General features: G+C 42.7%; 19 protein-coding genes, 1 tRNA gene and 1 pseudogene. 15 read left to right on the forward strand and 6 right to left on the reverse strand.

The features are described 5' to 3' along the window. Positions 1-124: 124 nt before the first annotated feature. Together radA and NOS7524_RS13520 are read left to right on the forward strand one after the other, a co-directional pair. Entirely contained in the window at positions 125-1,690 is a 1,566-nt protein-coding gene (gene radA, locus NOS7524_RS13515) for a DNA repair protein RadA (RefSeq protein WP_015139036.1), read from the forward strand. 91 nt (positions 1,691-1,781) lie between these two features. Continuing rightward, the gene (locus tag NOS7524_RS13520) at positions 1,782-2,537 is read left to right on the forward strand and encodes a Uma2 family endonuclease (protein WP_015139037.1); all 756 of its coding nucleotides are present in this window, start codon (positions 1,782-1,784) and stop codon (positions 2,535-2,537) included. A gap of 199 nt (positions 2,538-2,736) precedes the next feature. On the opposite strand, the pseudogene NOS7524_RS28665 reads toward NOS7524_RS13520, so the two are convergent. The 3 genes and pseudogenes from NOS7524_RS28665 to NOS7524_RS13535 form a co-directional block, all read right to left on the reverse strand. Next, positions 2,737-2,880 (reverse strand): annotated as a pseudogene (locus NOS7524_RS28665) (UPF0175 family protein); the annotation flags it as partial. A 73-nt stretch (positions 2,881-2,953) separates the two neighbouring features. Beyond that, complete coding sequence (locus NOS7524_RS13525) at positions 2,954-5,761, reverse strand: pentapeptide repeat-containing protein (protein WP_041555315.1); 2,808 nt, start codon at positions 5,759-5,761, stop codon at positions 2,954-2,956. Positions 5,762-6,334: 573 nt separating this feature from the next. Then, positions 6,335-6,808 carry a hypothetical protein gene (locus NOS7524_RS13535; protein WP_041555761.1) on the reverse strand — a complete coding sequence of 158 codons (474 nt, stop codon included), beginning with the start codon at positions 6,806-6,808 and terminating at the stop codon, positions 6,335-6,337. Positions 6,809-7,026: 218 nt separating this feature from the next. On the opposite strand from NOS7524_RS13535, the gene NOS7524_RS13540 reads away from it, so the two are divergent. Both NOS7524_RS13540 and NOS7524_RS13545 read left to right on the forward strand, forming a co-directional pair. Continuing rightward, positions 7,027-7,848: a Uma2 family endonuclease gene (locus NOS7524_RS13540; RefSeq protein WP_015139040.1), complete on the forward strand. Its 822-nt coding sequence runs from the start codon at positions 7,027-7,029 to the stop codon at positions 7,846-7,848. Positions 7,849-7,943: 95 nt separating this feature from the next. Continuing rightward, positions 7,944-8,837, forward strand: a complete 894-nt coding sequence (locus NOS7524_RS13545) for an SDH family Clp fold serine proteinase (protein ID WP_015139041.1) — start codon at positions 7,944-7,946, stop codon at positions 8,835-8,837. A gap of 7 nt (positions 8,838-8,844) precedes the next feature. On the opposite strand, the gene NOS7524_RS13550 is transcribed toward NOS7524_RS13545, so the two are convergent. Continuing rightward, on the reverse strand, positions 8,845-9,579 hold the full coding sequence (locus NOS7524_RS13550; protein ID WP_015139042.1) for a peptidoglycan-binding domain-containing protein: 735 nt from the start codon (positions 9,577-9,579) through the stop codon (positions 8,845-8,847). Between the two features lie 261 nt (positions 9,580-9,840). Between NOS7524_RS13550 and NOS7524_RS13555 the strand changes: the two genes are divergently transcribed. The 8 genes from NOS7524_RS13555 to NOS7524_RS13595 all read left to right on the forward strand — a co-directional run bounded on the left by NOS7524_RS13555 (position 9,841) and on the right by NOS7524_RS13595 (position 20,450). Beyond that, the gene (locus tag NOS7524_RS13555; RefSeq protein WP_171815374.1) at positions 9,841-11,301 is read left to right on the forward strand and encodes a hypothetical protein; all 1,461 of its coding nucleotides are present in this window, start codon (positions 9,841-9,843) and stop codon (positions 11,299-11,301) included. A gap of 193 nt (positions 11,302-11,494) precedes the next feature. Continuing rightward, positions 11,495-11,956 carry a ribosome maturation factor RimP gene (gene rimP, locus NOS7524_RS13560; protein ID WP_015139044.1) on the forward strand — a complete coding sequence of 154 codons (462 nt, stop codon included), beginning with the start codon at positions 11,495-11,497 and terminating at the stop codon, positions 11,954-11,956. A 196-nt stretch (positions 11,957-12,152) separates the two neighbouring features. Then, on the forward strand, positions 12,153-13,451 hold the full coding sequence (nusA, locus tag NOS7524_RS13565; protein WP_015139045.1) for a transcription termination factor NusA: 1,299 nt from the start codon (positions 12,153-12,155) through the stop codon (positions 13,449-13,451). Between the two features lie 148 nt (positions 13,452-13,599). After that, complete coding sequence (locus NOS7524_RS13570) at positions 13,600-13,875, forward strand: YlxR family protein (protein ID WP_015139046.1); 276 nt, start codon at positions 13,600-13,602, stop codon at positions 13,873-13,875. 480 nt (positions 13,876-14,355) lie between these two features. Continuing rightward, on the forward strand, positions 14,356-17,457 hold the full coding sequence (gene infB / locus NOS7524_RS13580) for a translation initiation factor IF-2 (RefSeq protein ID WP_015139048.1): 3,102 nt from the start codon (positions 14,356-14,358) through the stop codon (positions 17,455-17,457). A gap of 127 nt (positions 17,458-17,584) precedes the next feature. Beyond that, complete coding sequence (locus NOS7524_RS13585; RefSeq protein ID WP_015139049.1) at positions 17,585-18,196, forward strand: low-complexity tail membrane protein; 612 nt, start codon at positions 17,585-17,587, stop codon at positions 18,194-18,196. A 6-nt stretch (positions 18,197-18,202) separates the two neighbouring features. Then, a complete protein-coding gene (locus NOS7524_RS13590; RefSeq protein WP_015139050.1) occupies positions 18,203-18,382 on the forward strand; it encodes a hypothetical protein in 180 nt (59 codons plus the stop codon). A gap of 406 nt (positions 18,383-18,788) precedes the next feature. After that, positions 18,789-20,450, forward strand: coding sequence for a DUF1565 domain-containing protein (locus tag NOS7524_RS13595; protein ID WP_015139051.1), 1,662 nt, complete (start codon positions 18,789-18,791; stop codon positions 20,448-20,450). Between the two features lie 375 nt (positions 20,451-20,825). On the opposite strand, the gene NOS7524_RS13600 is transcribed toward NOS7524_RS13595, so the two are convergent. Then, entirely contained in the window at positions 20,826-21,092 is a 267-nt protein-coding gene (locus tag NOS7524_RS13600) for a DUF3493 domain-containing protein (RefSeq protein ID WP_015139052.1), read from the reverse strand. A gap of 33 nt (positions 21,093-21,125) precedes the next feature. Here NOS7524_RS13600 and NOS7524_RS13605 point away from each other — a divergent pair. Further along, a tRNA-Thr gene (locus tag NOS7524_RS13605) sits at positions 21,126-21,197 on the forward strand. A gap of 511 nt (positions 21,198-21,708) precedes the next feature. After that, positions 21,709-23,388 (forward strand): choice-of-anchor I family protein, encoded by a 1,680-nt coding sequence (locus NOS7524_RS13610; RefSeq protein ID WP_015139053.1) that lies wholly within the window; start codon positions 21,709-21,711, stop codon positions 23,386-23,388. A 90-nt stretch (positions 23,389-23,478) separates the two neighbouring features. On the opposite strand, the gene NOS7524_RS13615 is transcribed toward NOS7524_RS13610, so the two are convergent. Further along, entirely contained in the window at positions 23,479-24,021 is a 543-nt protein-coding gene (locus NOS7524_RS13615) for a phycobiliprotein lyase (RefSeq protein ID WP_015139054.1), read from the reverse strand. 547 nt (positions 24,022-24,568) lie between these two features. Between NOS7524_RS13615 and NOS7524_RS13620 the strand changes: the two genes are divergently transcribed. Beyond that, positions 24,569-25,999 (forward strand): efflux RND transporter periplasmic adaptor subunit, encoded by a 1,431-nt coding sequence (locus tag NOS7524_RS13620; RefSeq protein WP_144050867.1) that lies wholly within the window; start codon positions 24,569-24,571, stop codon positions 25,997-25,999. Positions 26,000-26,021: the final 22 nt, after the last annotated feature.

Here is a 26,021-nt window from a genome sequence, read left to right on the forward strand (position 1 = left end):
ATATTAAGATATCATTCCCTCAATTGATTTGGAAAAGGCGGCAAATCTTACTATAAATAGGATTTTCAATTAGAGGAATAATTAAGGAAAAATTAAGATATTTCATAATATTTAAGATTTAAGAATGGCAAAGCCCAAAACAGTTTACATTTGTAATGAATGTGGAGCCGAATCTTCCCAGTGGTTTGGTAAGTGTCCCAATTGTGGTACTTACAACTCCTTAGAAGAGCAACTTCTGATTCAATCTTCCGTAGATATTCCTAGTCGTGGAGGGGTAGGTGGTTGGCATTCATCTCAGGGTAACGGCAAACCGCCCAGCAAGCCAGCAAAACCACGAGCTTCTTTAACATTTGACCAAATTAGCGATCGCCAAGTCACTCGTTGGGAATCTGGTTATGGCGAGTTAGATCGGGTACTCGGCGGTGGTGTAGTTCCCGGCTCAATGGTGTTAATTGGCGGCGATCCCGGTATTGGGAAATCAACCTTATTATTGCAAGTCTCCAATCAATTAGCGCAGAGATACCGCATCCTTTATGTATCGGGAGAAGAATCGGGACAGCAGGTAAAATTACGCGCCTCTCGCTTGGGTGTCTCCAAACCCCTGAGTATGCTGGAAGATGAAAACGGTACTACAGCAGAACAGACACCTGAAACAGAAGCCTCTGGGGAAACAACGGCAGAAAATCACCATCCATCAGAAGCACCTGAAAGTATAGACGCAAGTTTGTATATCCTACCGGAAACAGATTTAGAAGAAATTTTACGGGAAATCGATTCCTTAAAACCCAATGTGGCGGTGATTGATAGTATTCAAACTGTGTTTTTTCCAGCTTTGACATCAGCACCCGGTTCGGTAGCCCAGGTAAGAGAATGTACGGCAGCATTGATGAAAGTTGCCAAGCATGAAGACATCACAATGTTAATTGTGGGACACGTCACCAAAGAAGGTGCGATCGCCGGGCCGAAAGTCTTAGAACACCTAGTTGATACAGTATTGTATTTTGAAGGCGATCGCTTTGCCTCCCACCGCTTGTTAAGAACTGTCAAAAACCGGTTTGGTGCAACCCACGAAATCGGCATCTTTGAAATGGTGCAACACGGTTTGCGGGAAGTACCTAACCCCAGTGAATTATTTTTAGGCAACCGTGATGATCCCGCACCCGGTACAGCTATTGTTGTAGCTTGCGAAGGTACACGCCCCATCGTCGTAGAGTTACAAGCCTTAGTCAGCCCCACCAGTTACCCCTCACCCCGTCGGGCGGGAACTGGCATAGATTACAACCGCTTAGTGCAAATTCTCGCCGTCTTAGAAAAGCGCGTGGGGATTCCTATGTCCAAATTAGATTCCTACGTTGCTTCCGCCGGTGGTTTAAGTGTGGAAGAACCAGCCGTAGATTTAGGAATTGCCATTGCTATTGTTGCTAGTTTCCGCGATCGCATCGTTGATCCCGGTACAGTATTAATCGGTGAAGTCGGCTTAGGTGGACAAGTGCGAGCCGTTTCTCAGATGGAACTGCGGTTAAAAGAAGCCGCTAAACTAGGATTTAAACGAGCGATCATCCCCAAAGGTCAAAAATTCCCCGACTTTGACATCGAAATTTTACCAGTTTCCAAAGTAATAGATGCGATTATTGCCGCCATCCCCCATCAAGAATTGACAGCCGAAGACTTGGATATAGACGAAGAATAGGTTACAGGTGACAGGTTACAGGTGACAGAAGCATAAAAAAAAATTTCTTTTCCCCTACTCCCCATTCCCCATTCCCCACTCCCTACTCAATATGACAGCCATCATCACCCCCAACTACCAAATCACTTGGGAAAAGCTACCCGATGATTACAAGCTACCAGACGATCCAGTGGACAACATCAACCAACCATTTCTCGCCGCAGCACTCACCCAAAGTTTAGAATTAGCGGGAAAACTACCAACTAATGCCCTCACACCTACAAATTACGGCGTTTGCGCCACATTAAATGGCAAAACTGTCGTTAAAGCCCCAGATTGGGCATATATTGCTAATATCAAAGTCAGTAGAGAAGAAGTTATCCGCAGTTACACCCCTCAACTAGAGGGAGACATCCCTGTAATTGTCATTGAATTTTTATCCGATACAGATGGGAGCGAATATTCTAGTAAACCGACTTACCCCCCTGGTAAATGGTTTTTTTATGAATGTGTCTTAAAAGTACCTAATTACGCCATCTTTGAACCTAACACAGGAGAGTTAGAAGTATATCGCCTAGATCAGAAAACAGGGAGATACAGCCTACAAACCGCCAACGAAAACCAGCTGTATTGGTTAGCCGAAATGAATCTTTACCTTGGTGTATGGCAAGGTACGCGAGAAAACCGCACAGGTAATTGGTTACGCTGGTGGGATGAAAGCGGACAGCTACTATTATGGGGTTCAGAGTTAGTCGAACAAGAACGCCAACGTGTTGAACAAGAACGCCAACGCGCCGAACAAGAACGCCAACGTGCCGAACGACTAGCCGCACAACTGCGCGCCGCCGGAATTGAACCGCAAGATTAGACTGACTTTTCACATGATCTGGAAAACCCCTCTCCAAACCTCTCCCCTGCAAGGAGAGAGGCTTTAACTTTTCCCCCTTCCCTAGTAGGGAAGGGGGTTAGGGGGTTAGGTTTTGCGTTAACTTTTCCACATAATAAGACATTGCGATCGCCCACCCACCTAACTAGATGACTTCAATATTTGCCAATTCCTCGACTAACTATTGGGCTGTATATTGCATAAAATCAACTTGGTAGCGTGATAATGCCTGAATAAGTTCAGCACGCGTTAGCCCTGCTATTTCTGCGGCTTTGGCTTGTGAGATTTCCCCTAATTCATACCATTTAACTATTGATGATATTTTTTAACCCACCCTTACGGTTAGATAAATTTGAGGAGGCTTGGTTTTATGGTGGTGAAATTAGCGGTGATATAGGTTATTCATTAGAGTCTGGCGTTGAATCATTATTAATGTCTGTTAAAAGTTTGCCCTCAAAATTGGCTGGTAAAATAGCCTCTTGAAGATTTGCCCCTTCAAGATTCGCCCCTTCAAGATTCGCCCCTTCAAGATTCGCCCGTTGAAGAATCGCCCGTTGAAGATTCGCCCCTTCAAGATTCGCCCGTTGAAGAATCGCCCGTTGAAGATTCGCCCCTTCAAGAATTGCCCGTTGAAGAATCGCCCGTTGAAGATTTGCGCCGTAAAGATTCGCCCCTTCAAGATTCGCGCCGTAAAGATTCGCCCGTTGAAGATTCGCCCCTTGAAGATTCGCCCGTTGAAGATTCGCCCCTTGAAGATTCGCGCCGTAAAGATTCGCCCCTTGAAGATTCGCCCCTTGAAGATTCGCCCGTTGAAAATTTGCCATATAAAAATCTTTCGAGCTTAAAATGCAATTTTGTAAATCTAAAAAACTCAGACACTTCAAGCACAATACATCACCATCAAAACTAACTCTCTGCCCATGCAAGCGGGAAATCCAATTACCAAAAGCTTCAGGCGCAGGCCAGTCAATTTTTGAAATCTTTTGCGTTACCCTAGCACAAGCATTTAAAACCACTAACAAAGCTTCTTCAGCATTACGCGCTTGTTGATTAGCTTGATGAAAACTTTTGATTTCAGGCAAAAGTTCCATTGGCATTCCATGACGCAGCATAAAACCAATGAGATGACACAAACTTTGTTGCCAATTTTCAACATCTGCGAGATTGTGTAAACGGATTTCGTCGCCAATGAAATCAAAAAGATACTGATCAATTGGGGATGTGCCGCAAAGAATTGCCCAGTTTCTTAAAGCCTCAGTTTCATCCCATCCATCACGATGATAGCGGTCTGTTTGACGTTTATCTAACTGTTTATGAATCCAACTCAGTTCTTGTACTATGCGTCTGGCTGTGAGATATTCACCAAAACTTTTGTGTGTAAATTCAAAGGTTTTTTCCTGTTCTCTAACTCCACTCTGCCGGAAATAAAACGCTGTCAATAGACGCGTTACACCTGCTTCTGCTGCTTCTTGATATTTAATAAACAGTTGCTTGATATGACTGTTACCACCGCATTTATTTTCAATCTCCCTGACTGTTGTAGTTCTACCATTACCATGCCAGCAAGCTAGGGCAATTTCTTCTAAAATCAGCGCAAATTCTTCATCATCTGCTATGCTAAACTCTTGAGCTATGGGATGCTTTTGTCTATCACCCCAACGGCGTTCATAAACAGCTTTGAGTAAGTCTGCATAAATAGTATTTAAGTTGCTATTTTCTGAAAATTCTACTTCACCACGTTCATAACTCAAAGCTACTAAATAATTTAACAAGGGTTGAGCAGTAATCTCTATGAGCCTTCCTTGGTCTAGAACTGCGGGTAAACCATTATATTGCTTATTCTTGGATAGTGAATACTTCTGCCACCAAAATTGACGTTGATCTGTCTCAAGCAATTTGCTTTCGTCTCTGTACTTTAATCTTTCTTCGTCAGTCACAAAATAAGGCAGAATATGTAATATTTCTTGGGGAGATTTATCAAACTGATTTGTGTTAGCTTGTACTATTAATTCTCGTCCGGTAATCAAAACTTGCAAGCAAGTTTGCTGTTGATTAGAGTTGTTGATTTTTCTTTCTACTTTTTGAATAAATTCTTTGGCTACTTCCGCACCGAGTTTACCCTGCATGGCAAGTTCATCTAAACCATCAAAGATAATTAGTAACCGTGATTGCTGATTATCTTCTAAGGGGTTATGCTCCAAGAATTTATTAGCTGTAACAAACTCACCAACTGCATTAACTAAATTATCTTCCACCTCAAAACGGTGTAAAGGAATAAATAAAACGTTAATTTCTCCTTTCGTAGCTTGTTCAGCCGCGAAGATTTTAGCAAAAGTAGATTTGCCACTACCGGGGCCACCACTAATTACACGAATAGCATCTTGCGGCGCGGCTTTATTCAACCAAGTTTCTAGTTCTGTTTTTAAATCAACTACAACCTGCTCAAATTTTTCTTCTTCTTGACGTTGACGATAAGAATAACTATCTTTTTGAGGTTTGATAGGGACTTTATAGTAAGCCCGTAAGGGAATATAAACTTTGTCTAAGCCAAAAGTTTCATCGAATATTGGCTCGGCTACTTGTTTTTGCAGCCAAGCATTGTAACGCATCCATGAGCGTTCTCGTTCACTGGCTTTAAAAAAGGGACTATCTACTTGTTTTTGTAAACAATCATATTTATCTGGGTGTTCTAACCACTCTTCATGTAGAGCAAATACAAAATAAGGGGGTAAGCGATCGCTAATTGTCTGAGCTTCAATTGTATTCAGGCTAAAATATTGCAACCAATTACCAAAAGCTGTTTTAATTGTGGCTAAAATTGGCAAATCTTTGGGATTGTTAAAGAAATCCTGGTCAATACGTAACTCTTGACTTTCTAATGATTCGTTGAGGCGACTACACAATAACTCAATATCACTTTGATTGGGTTTTTCAAAGAAAAAACCTCGGTTCTCTTCTACTAAACTAAGCATTGCTTGTATCAAAGCACGGTAAACAAGCAACCAACCAATTTCTTCTGGTGTTTGCGCCCAACCAATTGCTGCTAAGGCTTCTACCGCATCTTTCCCTACCTCTTGCCAATTCCCAAAAGCTCCATCTAGAGCCGCTTTACTCAAAGATTTAAATAGTTCTTTAACATCTAAATTTGGTGGTTTTCTCCAAAATCGAACAGGCTTACTGATTGGCGTTCCAGATTCACTGCTCATACTCATGGTAATTAGGTAACAAATACTGCTTTAACACATAATAAAGCACTGTTTTATCCAAAAATTTCCCAAATCCATTGCAAAAATTCATAATTTACTGGTCAAAGATTGAACTTTTAGCCTGAGAAGATTTTGGGAAAGTTGCGAATAATAATAAAAACCCCTCTCCAAACCTCTCCCCTACAAGGAGAGAGGCTTTGAAACCCCCATTCCCTAGTAGGGAAGGGGGGCTAGGGGGATTAGGTCTTTCAGACTTTAATGTTACTAATAATACTTTTAAAACTTCAGCCTCCAAGGCTCAACTGTCAACCTCAAAAGCTCAACCGTCACCCTCAAAGGCTCAACTTCCAGCCTTAAAGGTTCAACTTCCAACCTCAAAGGCTCAACTTCCAACCTCAAAGGCTCAACTTCCAACCTCAAAAGCTCAACTTCCAACCTCAAAAGCTCAACCGTCAACCTCCAAGGCTCAACCGTCACCCTCAAAGGTTCAAACGCGAATAAATATATAAAAAAAGACACAAAAATTTTGTGTCTCTATATCAATATATTTGGTGCAATCGCCTATCTTAAACTTTATCCAGCCACAACCTCGGCTTTCTTTTTCTTAGAACGGCGTGTAAACCTGCGTCCCATCTCATCAATCACGCCATCTAAACCAGTCACGTCACCACTAGCCTTAGCATAGTTATAAACTGCTAATGCTGCTGTATATGCTTCACTGCCAGATGCCATACAAGTATCATCCACCAGTTCTTGGAGTTGCGTCAAAGACAACAGCACCGGATACAACGCTTCATACAGTGCTAAATCCCGACGCATTTCTTCGATATCAAAAGAACGAGGTAAAAAATTGGGATTTTGTGTGGCTACTTCCAAAGCTTTGCTCACAAACGCTCGGCTTTTATCTCCCATTTTGACTATAGTACGGCGGTCTTCCGTGGTCAAATCAATTAAAAACGGTAACTTTTCGCGGATAGTCGCAATTGCTTGCATAACTGCATCCCTATCTGCTGCGGAAAGCTTGGCACTGATACGATTTTCTGCCATATTTACTACAAGTTCGTATACTTTAACTTCAGTATTCACTAAATAATTCAGGCAGTCATGGTTGCTTATAAGCAATTAAGAGATTTTTTTTATACATTTAAAGAAAGTAATATCTCGCTAATTACCAACCTTGCATAAGTTTTCTGGCTGGATGCTAGCCGCGTGGTAAGGCAACTGAGCATTTAGAGATAATAAGAGTAAGAATCACCAGATAATATATGACTACCTTTCCTAAATACATACCCCAATCTGAGCCACCCCTTCCTCCGTGGGAAACCCTACCCACAATGTATGATTTACCTAGCGACAACCCAGAGGAACCAGGTTTGCCAGACGATTTTCACTTTTTACAACCCTTACTTTTATACTTAACCTTTCAACCAATTAACTGGAATCCCGAATTAGTTTACAGTGCGGCTGACCTGAATCTTTATTACGATCTTGATCATCCACTATGGTATAAACGCCCTGATTGGTTTGGCGTTGTGGGAGTACAAAAACTCTACAAAGGCGAAGATTTGCGTTTAAGTTATGTCACTTGGCAAGAACCAGCGAATCCTTTTGTAGTAGTAGAACTATTATCCCCAGGTACAGAAGACGAAGATTTAGGCATTACTCAAAAGCCAACAGCTAAACCTCCTAGCAAATGGGAAGTTTACGAGCGAATTTTGCGAATCCCTTACTATATTGTGTTTAGTCGCTACACCAATGAACTGAGAGCTTTTCAGTTAGTAGGTGGTCACTATGAAGCGATAAATTTAACTGAGGGACGCATACTCATGCCAGAGTTGGGTTTAAGTTTGGGTGTATGGCAAGGAGCGTTTCGAGATATTAACAGGTTGTGGCTACGTTGGTTCACCTTAACAGGGGAATTAATTTCTGAGCCGACAGAAAAAGTTGTTGCAGCTACGGAACGAGCAATGATTGCTGAACAGGAAGCTACTGATGCTAAACAAGAAGCTGAACAGGCAAAAAGAAAAGCAGAACAATTAGCAGAACGCCTGCGACAATTAGGAGTGAATCCTGATGAGCTAGTGTAAACTATGCTTCTCAGATAAACCTGTAGATAGAATTGCGATCGCCTAAAAATTGTCACAATAATGACATCAAAAGTTTTATTGGCACAAATAATATTATGGGCTTTGGCATTGGAGACTTATTCTGGATTTTCCTGCTTCTTTCTTCCTTGCAACCCATCTGGCAAAAACGTCAGATGGAATATCGCCGCTTCCGCGCCTTACATGAATTTCAAGAAGAACGTAAAAGCCGCGTAATTTTATTAATACACCGCCAAGAGTCCATCAGTTTACTAGGCATTCCCATCTCGCGTTACATCACCATTGAAGACTCGGAACAGATACTCAGGGCAATTCGCCTCACACCCCCTGATGTCCCCATTGACTTAATTCTGCACACTCCAGGCGGTTTGGTACTTGCCACTGAACAAATCGCTAGAGCATTAATTCGTCATCCATCTAAAGTTAGTGTTTTTGTACCCCACTATGCCATGAGTGGCGGTACAATGCTGGCACTGGCAGCAGATGAAATTGTTATGGATGCCAATGCGGTTTTAGGGCCAGTTGATCCCCAACTTGGTAACTACCCAGCCGCCAGTATTCTCAAAGTCATAGCAGATAAGCCCATCAGCGAAGTTGACGACCAAACTCTCATCATGGCAGACTTAGCCGGCAAAGCTATTCAGCAAGTACAGCGATTTGTGCGGACTCTGCTCAAAGATAATATACCTAAACAAAAAGTCAGCCCGGAAAATATCGAATCCATTATTGAAGCTTTAACAACCGGACGCGTCACCCATGATTATCCCATCACAGTTGAGGAAGCTACAGAAATGGGGCTGCCCGTAACTGTCGGACTGCCCCGTTCCATATACGAATTGATGGATTTATATCCCCAACCGCAAGGCGGAAGACCTACTGTTCAGTATATTCCCATGCCTTACGATGATCGTCGTCCACTTTTACCCACACCCAAGGGTAGACCAATGGAGGAACCAAATCAAAACACATAAAATATGCCTACGGTGTAGCTGTTGGCGTTGGTGACGGTGTAGAAGTTGGTGTAGCCGTTGGCGTTGGTGATGGTGTAGAAGTTGGTGTAGCCGTTGGCGTTGGTGATGGTGTAGAAGTTGGTGTAGCCGTTGGCGTTGGTGATGGTGTAGAAGTTGGTGTAGCCGTTGGCGTTGGTGATGGTGTAGAAGTTGGTGTAGCCGTTGGCGTTGGTGATGGTGTAGAAGTTGGTGTAGCCGTTGGCGTTGGCGATGGCTTAGTACCAGGCTGATTAATGATTTCCTTCGCCTCTTTGTCTAGCTTTTGACGAAGTGCCAAATTAGCAATACCAGTTTCTTGTAGTTTATGCTTTTTCTGATACTCTTTAACTAAATCTTCTGTGCGATCGCTGTAAAACTGATCACGAGGCAATGGCTGTTTAGGTTTAAGTACAGCATTTAAGTTGCCTTGGAGAATCTGCACGATAGTAGCAGCAAAATCTTGGGTTTTCGGCCCGGCTATGCCATCGACGGTTAGCTTGTAGCCTTTTTGAAATTCACTGATTGCTGCTTTTGTTTCCTTATCAGTGAGGGGTGCATTTGTCACTTTGACGTTATAGCCTAATCCCCGCAACACAGCACGAAATTCCTGGGGTGTATAGTTACGTTGACGAGCCGCAAAAGTTGTATTTGAAACGATTACACTAGCAGTAACCAAACAAGCAGCGCCTATGACCATACTTGATTTGTTAAACCCACACCACATAATTTAAAACTCCTGCGGATTAAATAAACAGCATTATAAAGGTTAACAGACACAACTGAGCTTTTTTCTGGTTTTCTTGAGTTATTAATAATGACCAATTTCCAGAGCCTATATCAGGATAAGTTCGGGAGTTATCAATCAATATATTTGACATCTATCGCAGGTTATAATTTTCCGCAAAAACAATAATTAATTACAATAATCTCAAAAATTATAAGCCAAAATTTTTAATATTATAAAATGTATAAATTACAACTAAATATGATGAACATAAAAACAACAAAAAAGCGCAATTTATACTTTGAAAGACTAATGGCAACTATTGCCACATTCAACTTATGCTTAGTTGCCTTTGATTTGACTTACGTACCCTGGAGAGATTTTTATTTACGGAGACTTCCTCAAATTACCCAAATTTACGACCCCATTAAAGGTATTGAACCTCACAGAGAAACAGCAAATTACCTAGAAAAAGTCAATGCACTAGAAGAAAAAGTTAGTCAGACAGGTTTAACATCACCACAAGCCAATGCTCAGTTAGAAGATCTGAGGCGGCTCAGTCGAGAAATGATTGACAGCAATCCCTTTGCAGCCGTTGGTAAAAGTGGAACTTTAGAAAAAATCAAAAACCGAATGCGCGATCGCATCGGTCAAGAATCCGCCAAACAATCCTTCGCGACCTTTTGGAGTCAGTCTTATTTAACTAATCGAGGCTGGAAACAAGAAATCAATTTCTTCAATCAGAAAATTAGACCGTTAATTGCTACCAACTACTACCGTCCCATCGGAGAAAACAGCGAATTTTTTGACTTATTTTGGTTGATTGATTTACCCTTTATCTTGTTATTTGGTACAGAGTTATTAATTCGTGTCTTTTATATCAAACGGAGTCATATAGGTTTTAGTTGGTTAAACGCTATATTGTGGCGTTGGTATGATTTATTTTTGCTGCTCCCCTTCTGGCGATGGTTGCGAATCATACCTGTAACTATTCGTTTAGATCAAGCAGAATTATTGGACTTGCAACCAATTAACTGGCAATTTCATCAAACATTTTTAGCAAACTTTGCCGAAGAAATTACAGAAATTGTAGTGATTCGAGTGATTAACCAAATCCAGATTTCGATTCAACGGGGTGAACTAACACGTTGGTTGTTACAAAAAGAGAACCTACGCCCCTACATCGATATCAATGATGTCAATGAACTAGAAGCGATCGCAGGTCTTTTGGTAAGAACCATTGTCTATCAAGTTTTACCAAAAATTCAACCAGAACTCGCTGCGATCGTACACCACAACATTGAAAGCGTATTACATCAAGTTCCTCTCGCTCGTAACCTGCAATTATTACCTGGAGTCACTAAGGCACAAAATCAACTCAGTGAACAACTAGCAACTCAACTCACCACCAATCTCTACAATGCCCTAGTCAACGCCGTCGAAGATCCCGTAGCTGCCAAACTCACAACTCAACTTGTAGAAAGTTTCAGCAAGGCACTAGGCACTGAAATCCAGCAAAAGCAAGTAATTTCCCAAATCCAAAGCTTACTCGTTGACTTTCTAGAAGAAATCAAGCTCAACTACGTAAAACGCCTATCTCAAGAAGACTTCGACCAAATTCTAGAACAAACCCGACAACTCAAAACACAAGGGAGCATCCAGCCAATAGTGGAACAACGTACTACTCTCCCAGAGATTAGATATCAGCGTCGTGGTAAGTGAAGGGCAAGGGTAGCACAGGAGAATAAACTATTGCCTATTGCCTACTAACTATTAACTAATGACTATTGACTATTAAAGAAATGCGCTACACTCAAATGAGGGCGAACCACTACTGGTTCGTCACAAGACTTCTTGGAAGATATCCCTATCGCAGGAAGTGGGTTGATGCCCACTTTTTTTATTGATTTCGCTCATGGCTCATCCTCTAGTTCCACAAATTACAGATTTGGCAATACCAGTAGCAGAACAACTGGGTTTAGAAGTCGTTGGCATTGTTTTTCACACCAACCAACGCCCACCAGTATTGCGGGTAGATATCCGCAATCCCCAGCAAGATACCGGTTTGGATGATTGTGAGCGCATGAGCCGTGCTTTAGAAACATCCTTAGATGCTGCGGAGATCATTCCAGATGCTTATGTTTTGGAAGTGTCTAGTCCTGGTATTTCGAGGCAACTTGTAACCGACAGGGAATTTATTTCCTTTAAAGGATTTCCTGTCATTGTCTCCACTGCCCCACCCCACGAAGGACAACAAGAGTGGAATGGTCAATTGATTCGCCGGGATGAGACAAAAGTTTACTTAAATCAGAAAGGTCGTGTCATCGAAATTCCTCGCTCCCTAATTACCAGGGTGCAGTTAGATGAGCGCCGATAAACAAGCAGCGAGGAACTAGAGGCTAGGGACGCTTAGGCTAGCAGTTAGGGACTAGAGTCAAACTTTTCTCTAATCCCTATTGTCTAATGCCTAGTTTTTTATCTTGCTTAATTCTTCATCCCCAATTGCTCCTAATCCCCAAAAGGAGCCTAGAATTCCCCAATTTTCAATCCCTAATTTTTAAAGGAGATTGCTTATGTCAATGGTGAGTTTACCAGGATTAAAAGATTTAATTGAAAGTATTAGTCGTGAACGTAATTTACCTCGGTTAGCAGTGCAATCAGCAATTAGAGAAGCACTCCTCAAAGGCTATGAACGTTACCGTCGCGCTCAAAACTTAGAACGCAAGCAGTTCGATGAAGATTATTTCGACAACTTTGAAGTCGAACTCGATATTGACGGAGAAGGTTTTCGCGTGCTTTCCACAAAAACTATTGTGGAAGAAGTGAATAATACTGATCATCAAATCTCTTTAGATGAAGTACAACAAGTAGCTCCAGAAGCGCAGTTAGGCGACTCTGTAGTTCTGGATGTTACCCCAGATCAGGGAGAGTTTGGGCGCATGGCAGCAATGCAAACCAAGCAGGTGCTAGCCCAAAAACTGCGGGATCAACAGCGCCAGATGGTACAAGAAGAGTTCCAAGATTTAGAAGGGACGGTACTACAAGCCAGAGTTTTAAGATTTGAGCGCCAGTCAGTAATTTTGGCAGTCAGTAGCGGTTTTGGTCAACCAGAAGTAGAAGCTGAACTACCAAAGCGGGAACAACTACCAAACGATAACTATCGTGCTAATGCTACATTTAAGGTGTATCTTAAAAAAGTTTCCCAAGGACAACAACGTGGGCCACAACTCCTCGTATCTCGCGCTGATGCTGGGTTAGTAGTTTACTTATTTGCCAACGAAGTCCCAGAGATTGAAGACGAAGTAGTAAGAATTGTTGCCGTAGCACGGGAAGCCAATCCTCCCTCCCGATATGTAGGCCCACGGACTAAAATAGCTGTAGATACCCTTGATCGAGATGTAGACCCAGTAGGCGCGTGTATTGGTGCTAGAGGATCACGGATTCAGGTAGTAGTGAACGAATTACGCGGTGAAAAAATAGACGTAATTCGTTGGTCTCCAGACCCAGCAACATATATTGCCAATGCTTTGAGTCCAGCGAGAGTAGACGAAGTGCGGCTCATGGACCCTGAAACCCGACAAACTCACGTATTAGTAGCTGAAGATCAACTGAGTTTAGCCATCGGTAAAGAAGGGCAAAATGTCCGTTTGGCAGCCCGCTTAACTGGTTGGAAAATCGACATTAAAGACAAAGCCAAATATGATCACGCAGGAGAAGATGCCAAATTCGCTGCTGCCCGCGCCCAATATAAACTAGAGGAAGATGAAATAGAACTAGAGGAGCTAGAGGATGAAGAAAATCAAACAGAAGAACTAGAAGAACTAGAAGAATTAGAAGATGAAGCTTTAGATACTGAATATGATGACGAGTAATTTATGAGCCTGAAGAAAGTTCTGGTAGGATGGACATCAGTACCAGTCTTCATGATTACTTCAAATCAGGCAACTTTTTATGAATAGAGATTGGCCAAGCCAACTTTATGATTACCAACAACATTTCTGTTAAATTCTCAGAAAACCGATGAAACCCAACTATCGGCGTTGTGTTAGTTGCCGCAAAGTAGGCTTAAAAGAAGAGTTTTGGCGGATTGTCCGAGTATTTCCTTCGGGAAAGGTACAATTGGATGAGGGCATGGGGCGTTCAGCTTACATTTGCCCAAACCATAGCTGCTTGCAAGCAGCGCAGAAAAAAAATAGACTAGGGCGATCGCTACGTGCATCAGTACCAGAAACACTGTACCAGACATTGTGGCAACATCTAGCCCAAAAAAATCCCCAAAATCAAAATTTAGGTTGAAAAGCATTCTTGGCGGTAATCCGCAGAGGAATTGTGTCAAAAGCCGAAATATTCGCGCTATTACACACCCTCTGCATTTATTAAGGTTAGTGCCAAAATAGTAAATGGGTGTAGTTAGCAAACGGCTCTCCCAGAATTGAGGAGCGAAGCAGTACTCCCAACAAATTTAACTAGATTGTGTTGTGGAAGACTCAGAATCACCAAAGCAAACAACAACAAAATGGCAACCTGGTAGCGTTCAGGCGCAAAGCGGCATCACCAGCAACTATAAAAAAATTTGCTCGCAAAAGTTTTTATGGTTGCCTGTTAACTACAGTCCTCAGTGGGGATGCCAGCATTAAACCGAAACATCTCTCTTTCCTGATTGGAGGCACCGGCAAAATCACCAAGGGCAACCTAAAAACAGTAATCGAAGGATGGAGATGTCGCACTTCCAGGCAACCATCCGCAAAAAAGCTGTAAATTAAAGGGGAAGAGTGGATGAACAACGGCAAAGTAAGAATCTACGAATTATCAAAGGAATTGAATTTGGATAACAAAGAGCTATTAGCAATTTGCGACCAGCTCAATATTGCGGTCAAAAGCCATAGCAGTACAATTTCAGAAACAGAGGCAGAAAGCATTCGGGCGGCTGCTGAAAAACTGGCAGCTACAAATGGAACGCCCAAAAAAGAATTAGGTACAATTAGTCATAAACCAAATTCGCCACATAGTGGCTCGCGCAACCGACCTGCGCCCACCCAAAAACAACAACAAATTTTGGAAATTCGCAAACCCAAAATATTGAGAAATCCTAACTCCAACGCCCCAGATGCGTCAGCTGCGTCTGAAGCTAATCCTCCTTCACCTCCAAAGCCCATCGCTACACAAGTCTCACCCATGAAGCCGACGGCACCAACTCGACCTGTACCCCGGAATCACTCGGAGACCAGCCAACAACCTGCTGCCACAGATACGGAGCCAGCACCTAAGTCACAGGCACCTGAAAAAATTGCAGCAGAGAAGCCAGAGAAAGTTGCTCCAGCTAGACCAAAACCGGAAAAACCCCAAAAACCTCAGCTGGTAGCTCCACCCGCTAGACCTGTGGCAGAAACGGCAGATGTAGCTGAACAGGTGAGTGTGGCAGAAAAACCGATCCTCAAACGAGAACGTCAACGGCGTGTTGAAGAAGATCGAGACCAGCCCAGACCAAAAGCCTCTAAACCTACACAAACAGATACATCTCAAGCTCCTGTACAAAAACAGGCTCGTCCCAGTCTATCCCCAACTAAACCGGAACATCGTGGCAATAGACCAGGCACACCGTCTGGAGATGGGCAACGTCCCACCAGACCAATGCGCCCGGCTGAAGTGGCAGCAGCGATGCCGGTGGCAACTCCACCAAGACAGATGGCAGGGACAGCCAACAGAGCCGAAACTCCAGATGCTACGGTCACACCTGACTTACTGGATTTGAAACGCCCCATGCCACCTCGTCCACCTAAAGGTGGCAAGAAATGGCAGGAAGAAGAAATCATTGACGAAATTAAAGAAAAAGCTGGGAAGGCAGGCGTTAAAGGTAAGCGCGTCAAGCCCATCTTGGATGATGATTTTGAAGAAGATGATTTCCTCGATGATGACAAACTGGAAATCCCAGCAGCAGTTCAGGTCAGCCTCTCCATCGCCCGTCCTCCCAAACCAAAAGCAGCGCGACCAGTACAGGCTCCTGGTGCAACCGTAGCTATCGCTCCAACTACTAGAAAGAAAAAGTTTGGCTCCCGTGACCAAAATCGCCGTCAGCAAGAAGTCGAGGTAAAACGCGAGCGTCCAAGTAAATTGGTAGTCACAGGCCCCATGACAGTGCAGGAACTCGCCGATGGGTTAGTAGTAGCTGATACAGAAATTGTGAAAATCCTGTTCATGAAGAGCATGGCAGTGAGTATCACTCAAAATCTGGACATCCCGACCATTACTTTAGTAGCCAAAGAGCTAGAAGTAGAGATCGAAACTGCTGAACCAGAAGCAGAAGCCCGCAAAGTTACAGAAATGATTGATATTGGGGATCTAGAACACCTCCATCGTCGTCCACCTGTTGTGACAATTATGGGTCACGTAGACCATGGTAAAACTACACTACTCGACTCGATTCGGAAAACTAAAGTCGCAGCCGGTGAAGCTGGTGGTATTACCCAGCATATCGGTGCTTACCACGTCGATATAGAACACGAAGGTCAGAAACAGCAGATTGTCTTCCTAGATACCCCTGGTCACGAAGCCTTTACCGCCATGCGAGCTAGAGGTGCTAGGGTGACAGATATAGCCGTATTAGTAGTAGCTGCTGATGACGGTGTACGTCCCCAAACAATTGAAGCCATCAGCCATGCCCAAGCGGCAGGAGTGCCAATTGTTGTCGCCATCAACAAGATTGATAAAGAAGGCGCACAACCCGATCGCGTCAAACAAGAACTCACCCATTATGGTCTCACCCCAGAAGAATGGGGCGGTGAGACAATTATGGTACCTGTCAGCGCCATCAAGGGTGAAAACCTCGACACACTCCTAGAGATGATTCTCTTGGTTGCAGAAGTAGGAGAACTCTCGGCTAACCCAGATCGTCTGGCTAAAGGCACTGTCATTGAGGCGCATTTGGATAAAGCCAAGGGTGCAGTTGCTACCTTGCTGATTCAAAATGGTACTCTCCATGTAGGAGACATCCTAGTTGCCGGTTCAGCCTTTGGTAAAGTCCGGGCGATGGTTGACGATCGCGGCAGACGCGTCGAAGTCGCTTCTCCTTCCTTCGCCGTTGAGGTGCTGGGTTTAAGTGACGTACCAGCAGCAGGTGATGAGTTCGATGTCTTCGACAACGAAAAAGAAGCCAGAGCGATCGCCTCAGACAGAGCAGACAAACAACGCCTCTCTCGTCTATTACAAGGACGTGTCACCCTCACAACCCTATCAGCTCAAGCCCAAGAAGGCGAGTTGAAAGAACTCAACTTGATCTTGAAAGCCGACGTGCAAGGTTCTGTCGAAGCCATTGTGGGATCACTCAAACAAATCCCCCAAAACGAAGTCCAAATTCGGATGCTATTGGCTACAGCAGGTGAAATCACCCAAACAGACATCGACCTCGCCGCCGCCAGTGGCGCAGTCATCATCGGCTTTAACACCACCTACGCCAGTGGAGCCAGACAAGCGGCTGACGAAGCCGGTGTAGATGTGCGGGAATACAACATCATCTACAAACTCTTGGAAGACATCCAAGGAGCCTTGGAAGGTCTGTTGGAACCAGAATTGGTAGAAGAACCTTTGGGTCAAACCGAAGTCCGTGCCGTCTTCCCAGTCGGTCGCGGTGCTGTTGCCGGTTGTTACGTTCAAACTGGCAAACTGGTGCGTAACTGTAAAATCCGGGTACGTCGTGGCGGTAAAGTCATCTATGAAGGTGTGCTGGACTCCCTCAAACGGATGAAAGAAGATGCGCGTGAAGTTAACGCTGGTTATGAATGTGGTGTCGGCCTGGATAAATTCCACGACTGGGTTGAAGGTGACATCATTGATGCCTTCCAAATGGTAACTAAACGCCGCACCCTGGCGTTAACAAGATAGTGCTGAGTCACGAGTGCTGAGTCATGAGTATAGATGAGTATAGAGTTATGAGAATTACCTCAGATAAATATACTCAATCTAACAATCACAACTCAGCACTCAAAACTCAAAACTCAGGACTTTAACTATGCCCTCATTTCGTTCTGAACCTATTTTGTGGATTCATGTCGCTGGATTAGCGACATTGCCCGTTTTTTTGCTCATGTGCTTATTATTTCTGTCCGTAGGTGAACCGTTTTTACCTGTATGGATGGAAATTTTGTTAGTATCCATCATTGGCGTAATGCCGCTGTTGTGGATGCAACTACGTCGTCCTTTTTATATATTTGCTCTGTTGGGAATAGCCCTTAAACCAGAAAATCTGACTGAGCAGCAAAGAAAAATTCTCTGTTTAATTAATACAAAATTAAATCGTGTGCTAGCACTGCTGGCTGCCATTCTATCCATTGGTATATTGTGGCAGCTGTATCAAGCCACCCCATTGGTAGTACATCTAGCCAGATTTCTTCCTCAATGGCGCATTTTGGCATTACTGATGGCTGGATTAACTTTTTTAGCCAGTAATTTATTCTTGCAAATTCCAGTCAGTGTAGCACGAGTTTTGGTGACGGATGACACAGAATTTGCTGCCATAGAACCGTTACCTTTAGAAAAGATTAACCAGGATTTCACAATTTTAGGGGTGCGGGTTAATAAAATCTTGCCCCAGTTGACTGTTGAAGTTAAAACTGAGGAATAAAGAACTATGGTGAAAATTACAGCTTCTCGTGATCCTGAAATTTGGCAAAATCTTCAATACGCGATCGCAGCTAGTTCTGGTTTTCAACGTTGGCAGCTAGAAAGCTATACCCAACTACGAGAACTACACCTAGAGCAACAAGTACAACGTTACTTGCGGGAAACTTTAGAAACTTTAGCTTATTAAAAACATCATAAATTTTCCAATTTGGCTTGTAAGTGACTAAATTGACTGAAAGCTGTGGGAAACTCCATCCCGTTTTAGGTGGTTGAGGTTGCTCCCCCACCACATGGGATATAGGAAATTGGCAACTTTTTTCCCATTACCCATACCCAAAAACTCCATCCCTTAGTAGGTGGAGTTTTTCCTTTGCTTAAGGTATAAATACTTAGCACTCTTCATCTAAGCCCTGATCAAATTTAATTTTTAGCTCTGATCTCAAAAATTTCTTTGATTTCTTGCAAAACTGGGCGAAACTTAGCGGCTGATGTGTTAGTCATCCGGTATAGTTTGGCATGGTTTTTGTAGCCATATATTTGCTATATCGACCATACTATACTTAACCAACATTCAGTGAAACACAGTGATAAAAATGAAACATCAGGGCTTTGACATTTCTTCAGTAAAATATCTGTTCTCAACAGCATCCGTACCTACAGCTTTGGTATTTGTTGCTAGTGGTTTGATGCTTATACCCAGTGCAGTCAATGCTGGTGCTACTAACCAAAGAGCGATCGCTCCCACTGTCATAGCGCAAGTTCCTACATCTGCACCAGTAATTTATGTCAACCCAGCCACCGGCACAGATAGAACTGGTGCTGGTGCTACCGCCGCCACAGCTTACAAAACAATTACCTTCGCGCTGAATCAAGCTCAACCTGGTACAGTCATTCAATTAGCACCGGGAACTTATAACAGTGAATCTGGAGAACAATTTCCCCTCATACTCAAGCCAGGGGTGACATTACAAGGTGATGAATCTACTAAAGGTCAAGGAATATTAATTATAGGTGGTGGGTTCTATACCAGTCGTACCTTTGCCAGACAAGACATTACCATTTTGGCAAATGATAATACTGCGATCGCAGGTGTAACCGTCACTAACCCCAATCAACGTGGTACTGGTGTCTGGGTAGAATCCAGTAATCCTGCCATCAGAAACAATACTTTTACGAAAAGTGTCAGAGATGGGGTTTTTGTCACTGGTACAGGAAATCCCAAAATTGAAAACAATATTTTTGTGCAGAACACTGGTAATGGAGTTTCTGTTGCTAAGTCTGCTCAAGGTGAAATTCGCAATAACTTATTTCAAGACACAGGTTTTGGTATAGCCATTGGTGGTACTTCTACGCCTTTGGTTATAGAAAACCAAATTGTGCAGAACCAAGATGGACTATTCATCTCAGAATCAGCCCAGCCTATCCTGCGTAAGAATGTCATTCAAAACAATAAGCGAGATGGCGTTGTAGCAACTGTTTCTGCTCAACCTGATTTAGGGACTAATGAAAATCCCGGTGGTAATTTGATTCGCAGCAACACTCGCTTTGATGTGAATAACGCTACCAGAAGCAATCGTATTCTGGCTGTTGGTAACGATATCGACCAGAAAAAAATTGCTGGTCAGGTAGATTTTGTTGCCGCCACCGTTGATCAACCACCAGGTCAAACAACAGCATTTAGAGATGTAGCCGCAAATTACTGGGCTAAAAATTATATTGAAGCTTTAGCTTCACAAAATATTATTGCTGGCTTTCCTGATGGTACATTTAGACCCAACGAGCCTGTAACCCGCGCCCAATTCGCTACCATTATCACCAAAGCTTTAACACCACCAGCTAAACGTTCAGCCATTGAATTTCGAGATGTTAGCAGAAATTTCTGGGCTTATGCTGCTATACAAGCGGCTTATCGGAGTCAATTTGTTTCTGGTTATCCCGATGGCACCTTTAAACCACAGCAAGAAATCCCCAGAGTTCAAGCTCTAGTTGCTCTCGCCAATGGACTAGGTTTATCTGCTGATAATCAAAATGTTATTTCTGTTTATGCGGATGCGGCTCAAATCCCCACTTATGCAATAGGGCCAGTTGCCGCCGCTACCTCCAGACAATTGGTAATCAACTATCCCAACATCAACCAACTCAACCCCAATCGTCAAGCAACTAGAGCAGAAATCGCTGCCTTTGTATACCAGGCATTAGTTAATGCTGGACGCGCTCAACCCTTGCCCTCATCCTATATAGTCAGAGTTCCTTAAATTCAGGAGATTAAAATCACTAGCGCCAGAGCAAGATTTGACTTGTCTGGCGCTGGTGATTTTTGGTGTTTTCTTAACACTAGGGTCTTTAAATGTATTTGACCCCATTTAAATGTACGGCTTTATAGTCAGGGTCTTTATATGGGCTGACCCCGTTTGAACAATTACCAGTGTCTCAGAAATTTTGAGATTTCCTGATTTCCTAATATTTTTTTTATTTTTTCTCTCTTTATATTTCGGAATGTTTAAAAACGTAAACTATTTTAAACAAAATAAAGTTATGTAACAAGTATTGTGTTTATGTCTCTAGAATTAATAAGCAATTTTACCTAAAACTATTTTAGGTTGTTTTTGCTAATTCTGAAGATGCAATGATTATCGATTTTGCCGACGTTGTTCCCAACGCCAAAGGAAAATCATGAGTATAACGATTCCTACTTGGAGAGCAAAGTTAGGTAAAGTGTGTTCAATATCTTTGCCAGCCAGCAGTTTAAAAAAGAAGGTAAATGCACCAATGAAACCAGAAGCACCCACACCGAAATAGATAAATTGCCGTAAACCACGATAAGGGGCTACCATTTCTGCTTTCAAGCGATTATATTGCTCAGGGTTTAAGCGGTTTTTAGGATTTGGTTCTACCATAGGTGAATAATGCTATAATTCTGTATCGTGTGCGCCGATGTGGCTCAGTGGTAGAGCAGCTGATTCGTAATCAGCAGGCCACGGGTTCAAATCCCGTCATCGGCTTTGAATAAAATATGACTGCGGAAACTGTCTAAAATTATCATCGGATATTTTTGACCGATAAATTTTCTGGAGCTAGGGGAAGACCAAAAAATAAATTATCCAGAATTGACAGTTTAGTAGGGTGCGTCAGTGTCAGAAAACCTAACTACACCAAGAAATTATTCATACTGACGCACCCTACATTGGGAATATTTTTTTCTCTGGAAGTCCCTATTGGCTTCAGTTTTGTAAAGATTCAGTAAAAATACTTAGCTTAACATTTAGTTAACCCTAGCTTATTTATTCGTTAATCTAAAAGTCATAAATTTTGCGGATGTACCTATGATTGATGATTCGTCTAACTCAGTGTGATAACTTCCAGCTAATTTAGTCTACTCGACACAGAAACCAGAAAAATCCACAGAGCTAGTTATAGCCTAGTGGGGATATTTTTGTGTGCTTAATTGGCGGTAAGGAGTACACCGTGTCTGACTGACATCAGGAAGTTAAACATTTAACATTCAATCAAATCATGACTATCCAAAAGTTAATCGGACTCATAGCTCCATCTGCCATTTTGTTGGGAGCAATGGCAACTCCAGCAGCAGCCTTTACACTTAAACCTATTGGAACTTATAGTACAGGTTTGTTTAATGTAGGAGGTGCAGAAATCCCAACTTATGACCCTGTGACTCAACGGTTGTATGTGGTCAATGGTCAAAATAAGAGTATTGATATCATTAGCATTAGTGACCCTACTCAGCCTTCACTCTTTAAAAGTATCGATATTACCGCCTATGGTGGTGGAGTAAATAGCGTCGCTTTTAAGAATGGCTTGCTAGCAGCAGCAGTGGAAGCACCTGTTAAACAAAATCCAGGCTTGGCTGTATTTTTCAACCCTAATGGTGACTTTATTAATTCTGTAACTGTGGGCGCACTGCCTGATATGCTCACCTTCACACCCGATGGAACTCGTGTGTTAGTAGCTAACGAGGGTGAACCAAATAGTTACAGCCAACCAAATAGCGTTGATCCAGAAGGCTCAGTCAGTATTATTAATCTTGGTAATTTTAGTGTAATCAACGCTGCCTTTACCCAATTTAACAGCCAGATTGATCAGCTACGAGCAGCAGGAGTGCGAATCTTTGGCCCCAATGCTACCGTAGCTCAGGATTTAGAGCCAGAGTACATTACTGTTTCTCAAGATTCTACGAAGGCTTGGGTGTCCTTACAAGAAAATAACGCGATCGCTGTATTAGACCTGGGGAATAATGAGTTTACAGACATTATTCCTTTTGGCTTTAAAGATCACAGCCTACCAGGAAATGGTTTTGATGCTAGCGATCGCGATAATACTATTAATATTGCTAACTGGCCTGTCCTGGGGATGTACCAACCCGATGGTATAACTTCCTATACAATTAATGGCAAAACCTATATTGTCACAGCCAACGAGGGTGATGCTCGTGACTACACTGGTTTTTCAGAAGAATTAAGGGTGGGTAATTCTGCGTATCAACTTGACCCCACAGCTTTTCCTAATGCTACTGTTTTAAAACAAGTTGCCAACCTGGGTCGTTTAAATGTCACCAGAACTCTTGGTGATCATGATGGCGATGGTGATTTTGACGAAATTTACGCTTTTGGTAGTCGTTCTTTCTCAATTTGGGAGTGGGATGAAAATACAGGAGAACTGAAGCAAGTCTACGACAGTGGCGACAGCTTTGAGAAAATTATTGCCGAACGTCTACCTAACTTCTTTAACTCTAATCATGAAGAGAACAGCCTTGATGACCGCAGCGATAACAAAGGCCCAGAACCAGAAGATGTGAAAGTTGCTGAAATCAACGGCCGCTTTTACGCCTTCATTGGATTAGAGCGTGTTGGTGGTGTGATGGTTTATGATATCACCGACCCACTCAAGCCTACTTTTGTTAATTACGTTAACAATCGTGATTTCACAGTTCCTACAACTCTAAATGGCAGAACTAATCCATTAGTAGGAGACTTAGGTGCAGAAGGGCTTCTCTTTATTTCAGCGACAGATAGCCCCAATGGTAAACCTTTGTTAGTGACAGCAAATGAAGTCAGTGGTACTACAACCATTTTCTCAATTGATGATGGTGTGAAATCTGTACCTGAGCCTGGATTTATCTTGGGCTTTTTGGCAACTGCTACGATGGGTATCTTGAAATTTAAACGTCAGCGTTAAGATACTGCTACCAATGTAGGGGCTGACGTATTGATCAGCTCCTACTCATTGACATAATTCTTGGTCACGGAACTACCTGGGACTGAGCAACTAACTCTCTAATCTTTTTTCTAAATACTGACCAATCATCAACTGTTCACCAGCACGAGAAATAATGGTTTGTCTGGTGCGATACTTACTGCCAATTAGCTTTAACTCTTCCTCAAACACTGAACCGTTATATTCAGTTCGCAGACATAGTGTTTGGGGATTGGGAAAATGATATTGGGCAGTGACTGGTTTAGATGTGGCAAAACCGCGATCGCGATACAATGTACTACCTAACGCTCCAAATAGTGTAGAACCTTGTGACTCATGGCGATTTTTTAGCACATCTGTACTGCACCAATTCACCTCTGCACCACAAATAAACATTACTGACTCAGGTAAATCGTGTATCTGAGCCAATCTTTGTAATTCATTGCATCCTGGCTCTAAAAATTTGATGCTGATCAAACTCTCCATCTCTTTTGTGTCACCGGCTGGCAGAGTATAGTAACGTCTTTCCGAACGCCACTGACCGACTGACTGCTGGAAAAATTCAATGATTTGGGATTCATCCGTGGTGTGTGCAACTTGTAGCGGTGATGTCACTCGTAATTTTCCTCACCTAAAGGGCATAAAATTTAGGGTTTCTTATATAATACATGAGTACAAAAGGCAATATTAGTTTATATTTTTTAATATATTTTCTATATACCGAAAATTACCAGTGACTTCGCTGCTGTTTTTGCTACTATATTGTGTGTATATTTAGTAAAGCTAAATATTTTGATTTCAAATTGAATATGGGACAAATTGGCAGAGAAACTTAGCCGCATATTTTGGCTTATATTCAGTCTTTTGTCTTGAACTTAATTTCTAGTAACCATGAAAATGGCTACCAAAATAATAGTCGAATCAACCGTCAAAGATGATTCTAGTTCTGCGTACATAGAGTAGCAGGAAAAATTACTTTGACTTTATGGAATAAACGTAGTAAGGTTTGACACAAAAAGTCTTTTTACAAAATTTTTATATTCTTCCTATTCCTCATCTGGCAATACATACAGAATTGCTTAGTTTTAAAAAGCTGTTATGTCGAAAAAGGCTTTATTAAAGCAAAATAGATGATTTTCCCGAAAAAATACAGTAAAAAGCAATGAAACATCCAACTTATACAATGCCGTGCCAGGTAATGAAAAAACAGTTAAGTTTAGGTGTAAATATTCATCCCCCCAAAGGTAGATGTTTCTATTACCCATCGGGGAAATCTATCTCATTAATTATTTGTCTAATGAGTATGGGACTACTCACAGCCAGTTGTGGATCTTTACCTAGAGAATCTGCTACAGCGCAATCCCAGGAGCGTAGTAGAAGAGAAGGTGGTGAAGCGACACCTGTAGATGTAGCGATCGCCCGCATAGATCGACTGCAACCACAACCAGAATACACAGGTACAACTACACCATACCGCACCATTTCAGTGCGATCGCAGGCAGAAGGGAGGCTGTTATCTTTGAGCTTAGATGTCGGTGATACAGTCAAAAAAGGACAAATCGTCGGACAACAAGATGACACCTTGCTATTAACTGATTTAAAGCAGGCCGAAGCCGAACTAGCAGCCTTACAGTCAGAAGTAGCCAGAGCTACCAATCAAGTCAGTAATGCCCGCACGGCAGTCGAACAAGCGCGGCTAGAACTCGTACAAGCCCAAGCAGATGCTCAACGCCAGCAGCAACTATTTAAAGAAGGTGCGATCGCCGAACAAGCGGCGGAACAAGCCAACACCCAAGCAAAAACAGCAGATCAAGCCCTAAAAGCTGCAACTGAACAAGTCCGCACCGCACAGCAAGCCGTCGCCGCCGCTCAAGGTAGAGTATTAGCTCAAAAAGCAGTAGTAGCCCAAGCCAAAGAGCGTAGATCCTATACTCGGTTAACATCTCCCATCACTGGCGTAGTTACAGAAAAAGTCACTGAGCCAGGTAATCTCTTACAAGCAGGTGGTGAAGCCTTAAAAATTGCCGACTTTAGCCGTGTAAAAGTTGTCGTGCAAGTTTCCGAATTAGAATTAGCGCAAATTCAGGTAGGGCAATCAGTCCAGGTACGCTTAGATGCCTTCCCCCAGGAAAAATTAATTGGCAGAGTGACCCGCATTTCCCCCACAGCTGATGCTACGGCTCGTTTGATACCAGTGGAAGTAGTGATTCCCAACAGTAACAACAGCATTGGTAGCGGACTACTAGCAAGAGTTAATTTTGAAACCCAAACACCGCAGCGAGTGGTGGTGTCCCAAACAGCCATTCAAAAGCCAGCCAAATCTCAAGAGGCTGCTGCTAGCACAGCAGAAACCGAAGCACAAAATGGCAAACTCTACGTAGTTACAGACTCAGCAGGTAAAGCAACAGTAACAGCCCGTCCTGTAACCCTAGGGAAAAAAGTGGATGGCAAAGTAGAAATTTTATCCGGCTTACAACCAGGAGAACGCTATGTCGTTCGCAGTGGTAGACCTTTAAAAAATGGTGCAGCTGTACGCCTTTCAATTCTTTCAGAAACACCAAAGGGTAATTCAAATTTCAAAAGGCCAAATTAACAATTAATTTTTGAATTTTGAA

It is taken from the genome of Nostoc sp. PCC 7524 (assembly GCF_000316645.1).
Classification (GTDB): domain Bacteria; phylum Cyanobacteriota; class Cyanobacteriia; order Cyanobacteriales; family Nostocaceae; genus Trichormus.

Excerpts from the sequence above, each read along its gene's own strand:
- NOS7524_RS13590 (WP_015139050.1), top strand. The coding sequence starts at position 18,203 with ATGGTGAAAATTACAGCTTCTCGTGATCCTGAAATTTGGCAAAATCTT.
- NOS7524_RS13620 (WP_144050867.1), top strand. The coding sequence starts at position 24,569 with ATGAAACATCCAACTTATACAATGCCGTGCCAGGTAATGAAAAAACAG.
- NOS7524_RS13595 (WP_015139051.1), top strand. The coding sequence starts at position 18,789 with ATGAAACATCAGGGCTTTGACATTTCTTCAGTAAAATATCTGTTCTCA.
- NOS7524_RS13525 (WP_041555315.1), bottom strand. The coding sequence starts at position 5,761 with ATGAGCAGTGAATCTGGAACGCCAATCAGTAAGCCTGTTCGATTTTGG.
- nusA (WP_015139045.1), top strand. The coding sequence starts at position 12,153 with ATGTCAATGGTGAGTTTACCAGGATTAAAAGATTTAATTGAAAGTATT.
- NOS7524_RS13535 (WP_041555761.1), bottom strand. The coding sequence starts at position 6,808 with ATGGCAGAAAATCGTATCAGTGCCAAGCTTTCCGCAGCAGATAGGGAT.
- rimP (WP_015139044.1), top strand. The coding sequence starts at position 11,495 with ATGGCTCATCCTCTAGTTCCACAAATTACAGATTTGGCAATACCAGTA.
- NOS7524_RS13520 (WP_015139037.1), top strand. The coding sequence starts at position 1,782 with ATGACAGCCATCATCACCCCCAACTACCAAATCACTTGGGAAAAGCTA.
- radA (WP_015139036.1), top strand. The coding sequence starts at position 125 with ATGGCAAAGCCCAAAACAGTTTACATTTGTAATGAATGTGGAGCCGAA.
- NOS7524_RS13570 (WP_015139046.1), top strand. The coding sequence starts at position 13,600 with ATGAAACCCAACTATCGGCGTTGTGTTAGTTGCCGCAAAGTAGGCTTA.
- NOS7524_RS13545 (WP_015139041.1), top strand. The coding sequence starts at position 7,944 with ATGGGCTTTGGCATTGGAGACTTATTCTGGATTTTCCTGCTTCTTTCT.
- NOS7524_RS13555 (WP_171815374.1), top strand. The coding sequence starts at position 9,841 with ATGATGAACATAAAAACAACAAAAAAGCGCAATTTATACTTTGAAAGA.
- NOS7524_RS13600 (WP_015139052.1), bottom strand. The coding sequence starts at position 21,092 with ATGGTAGAACCAAATCCTAAAAACCGCTTAAACCCTGAGCAATATAAT.
- NOS7524_RS13550 (WP_015139042.1), bottom strand. The coding sequence starts at position 9,579 with ATGTGGTGTGGGTTTAACAAATCAAGTATGGTCATAGGCGCTGCTTGT.
- infB (WP_015139048.1), top strand. The coding sequence starts at position 14,356 with ATGAACAACGGCAAAGTAAGAATCTACGAATTATCAAAGGAATTGAAT.
- NOS7524_RS13610 (WP_015139053.1), top strand. The coding sequence starts at position 21,709 with ATGACTATCCAAAAGTTAATCGGACTCATAGCTCCATCTGCCATTTTG.
- NOS7524_RS13540 (WP_015139040.1), top strand. The coding sequence starts at position 7,027 with ATGACTACCTTTCCTAAATACATACCCCAATCTGAGCCACCCCTTCCT.
- NOS7524_RS13585 (WP_015139049.1), top strand. The coding sequence starts at position 17,585 with ATGCCCTCATTTCGTTCTGAACCTATTTTGTGGATTCATGTCGCTGGA.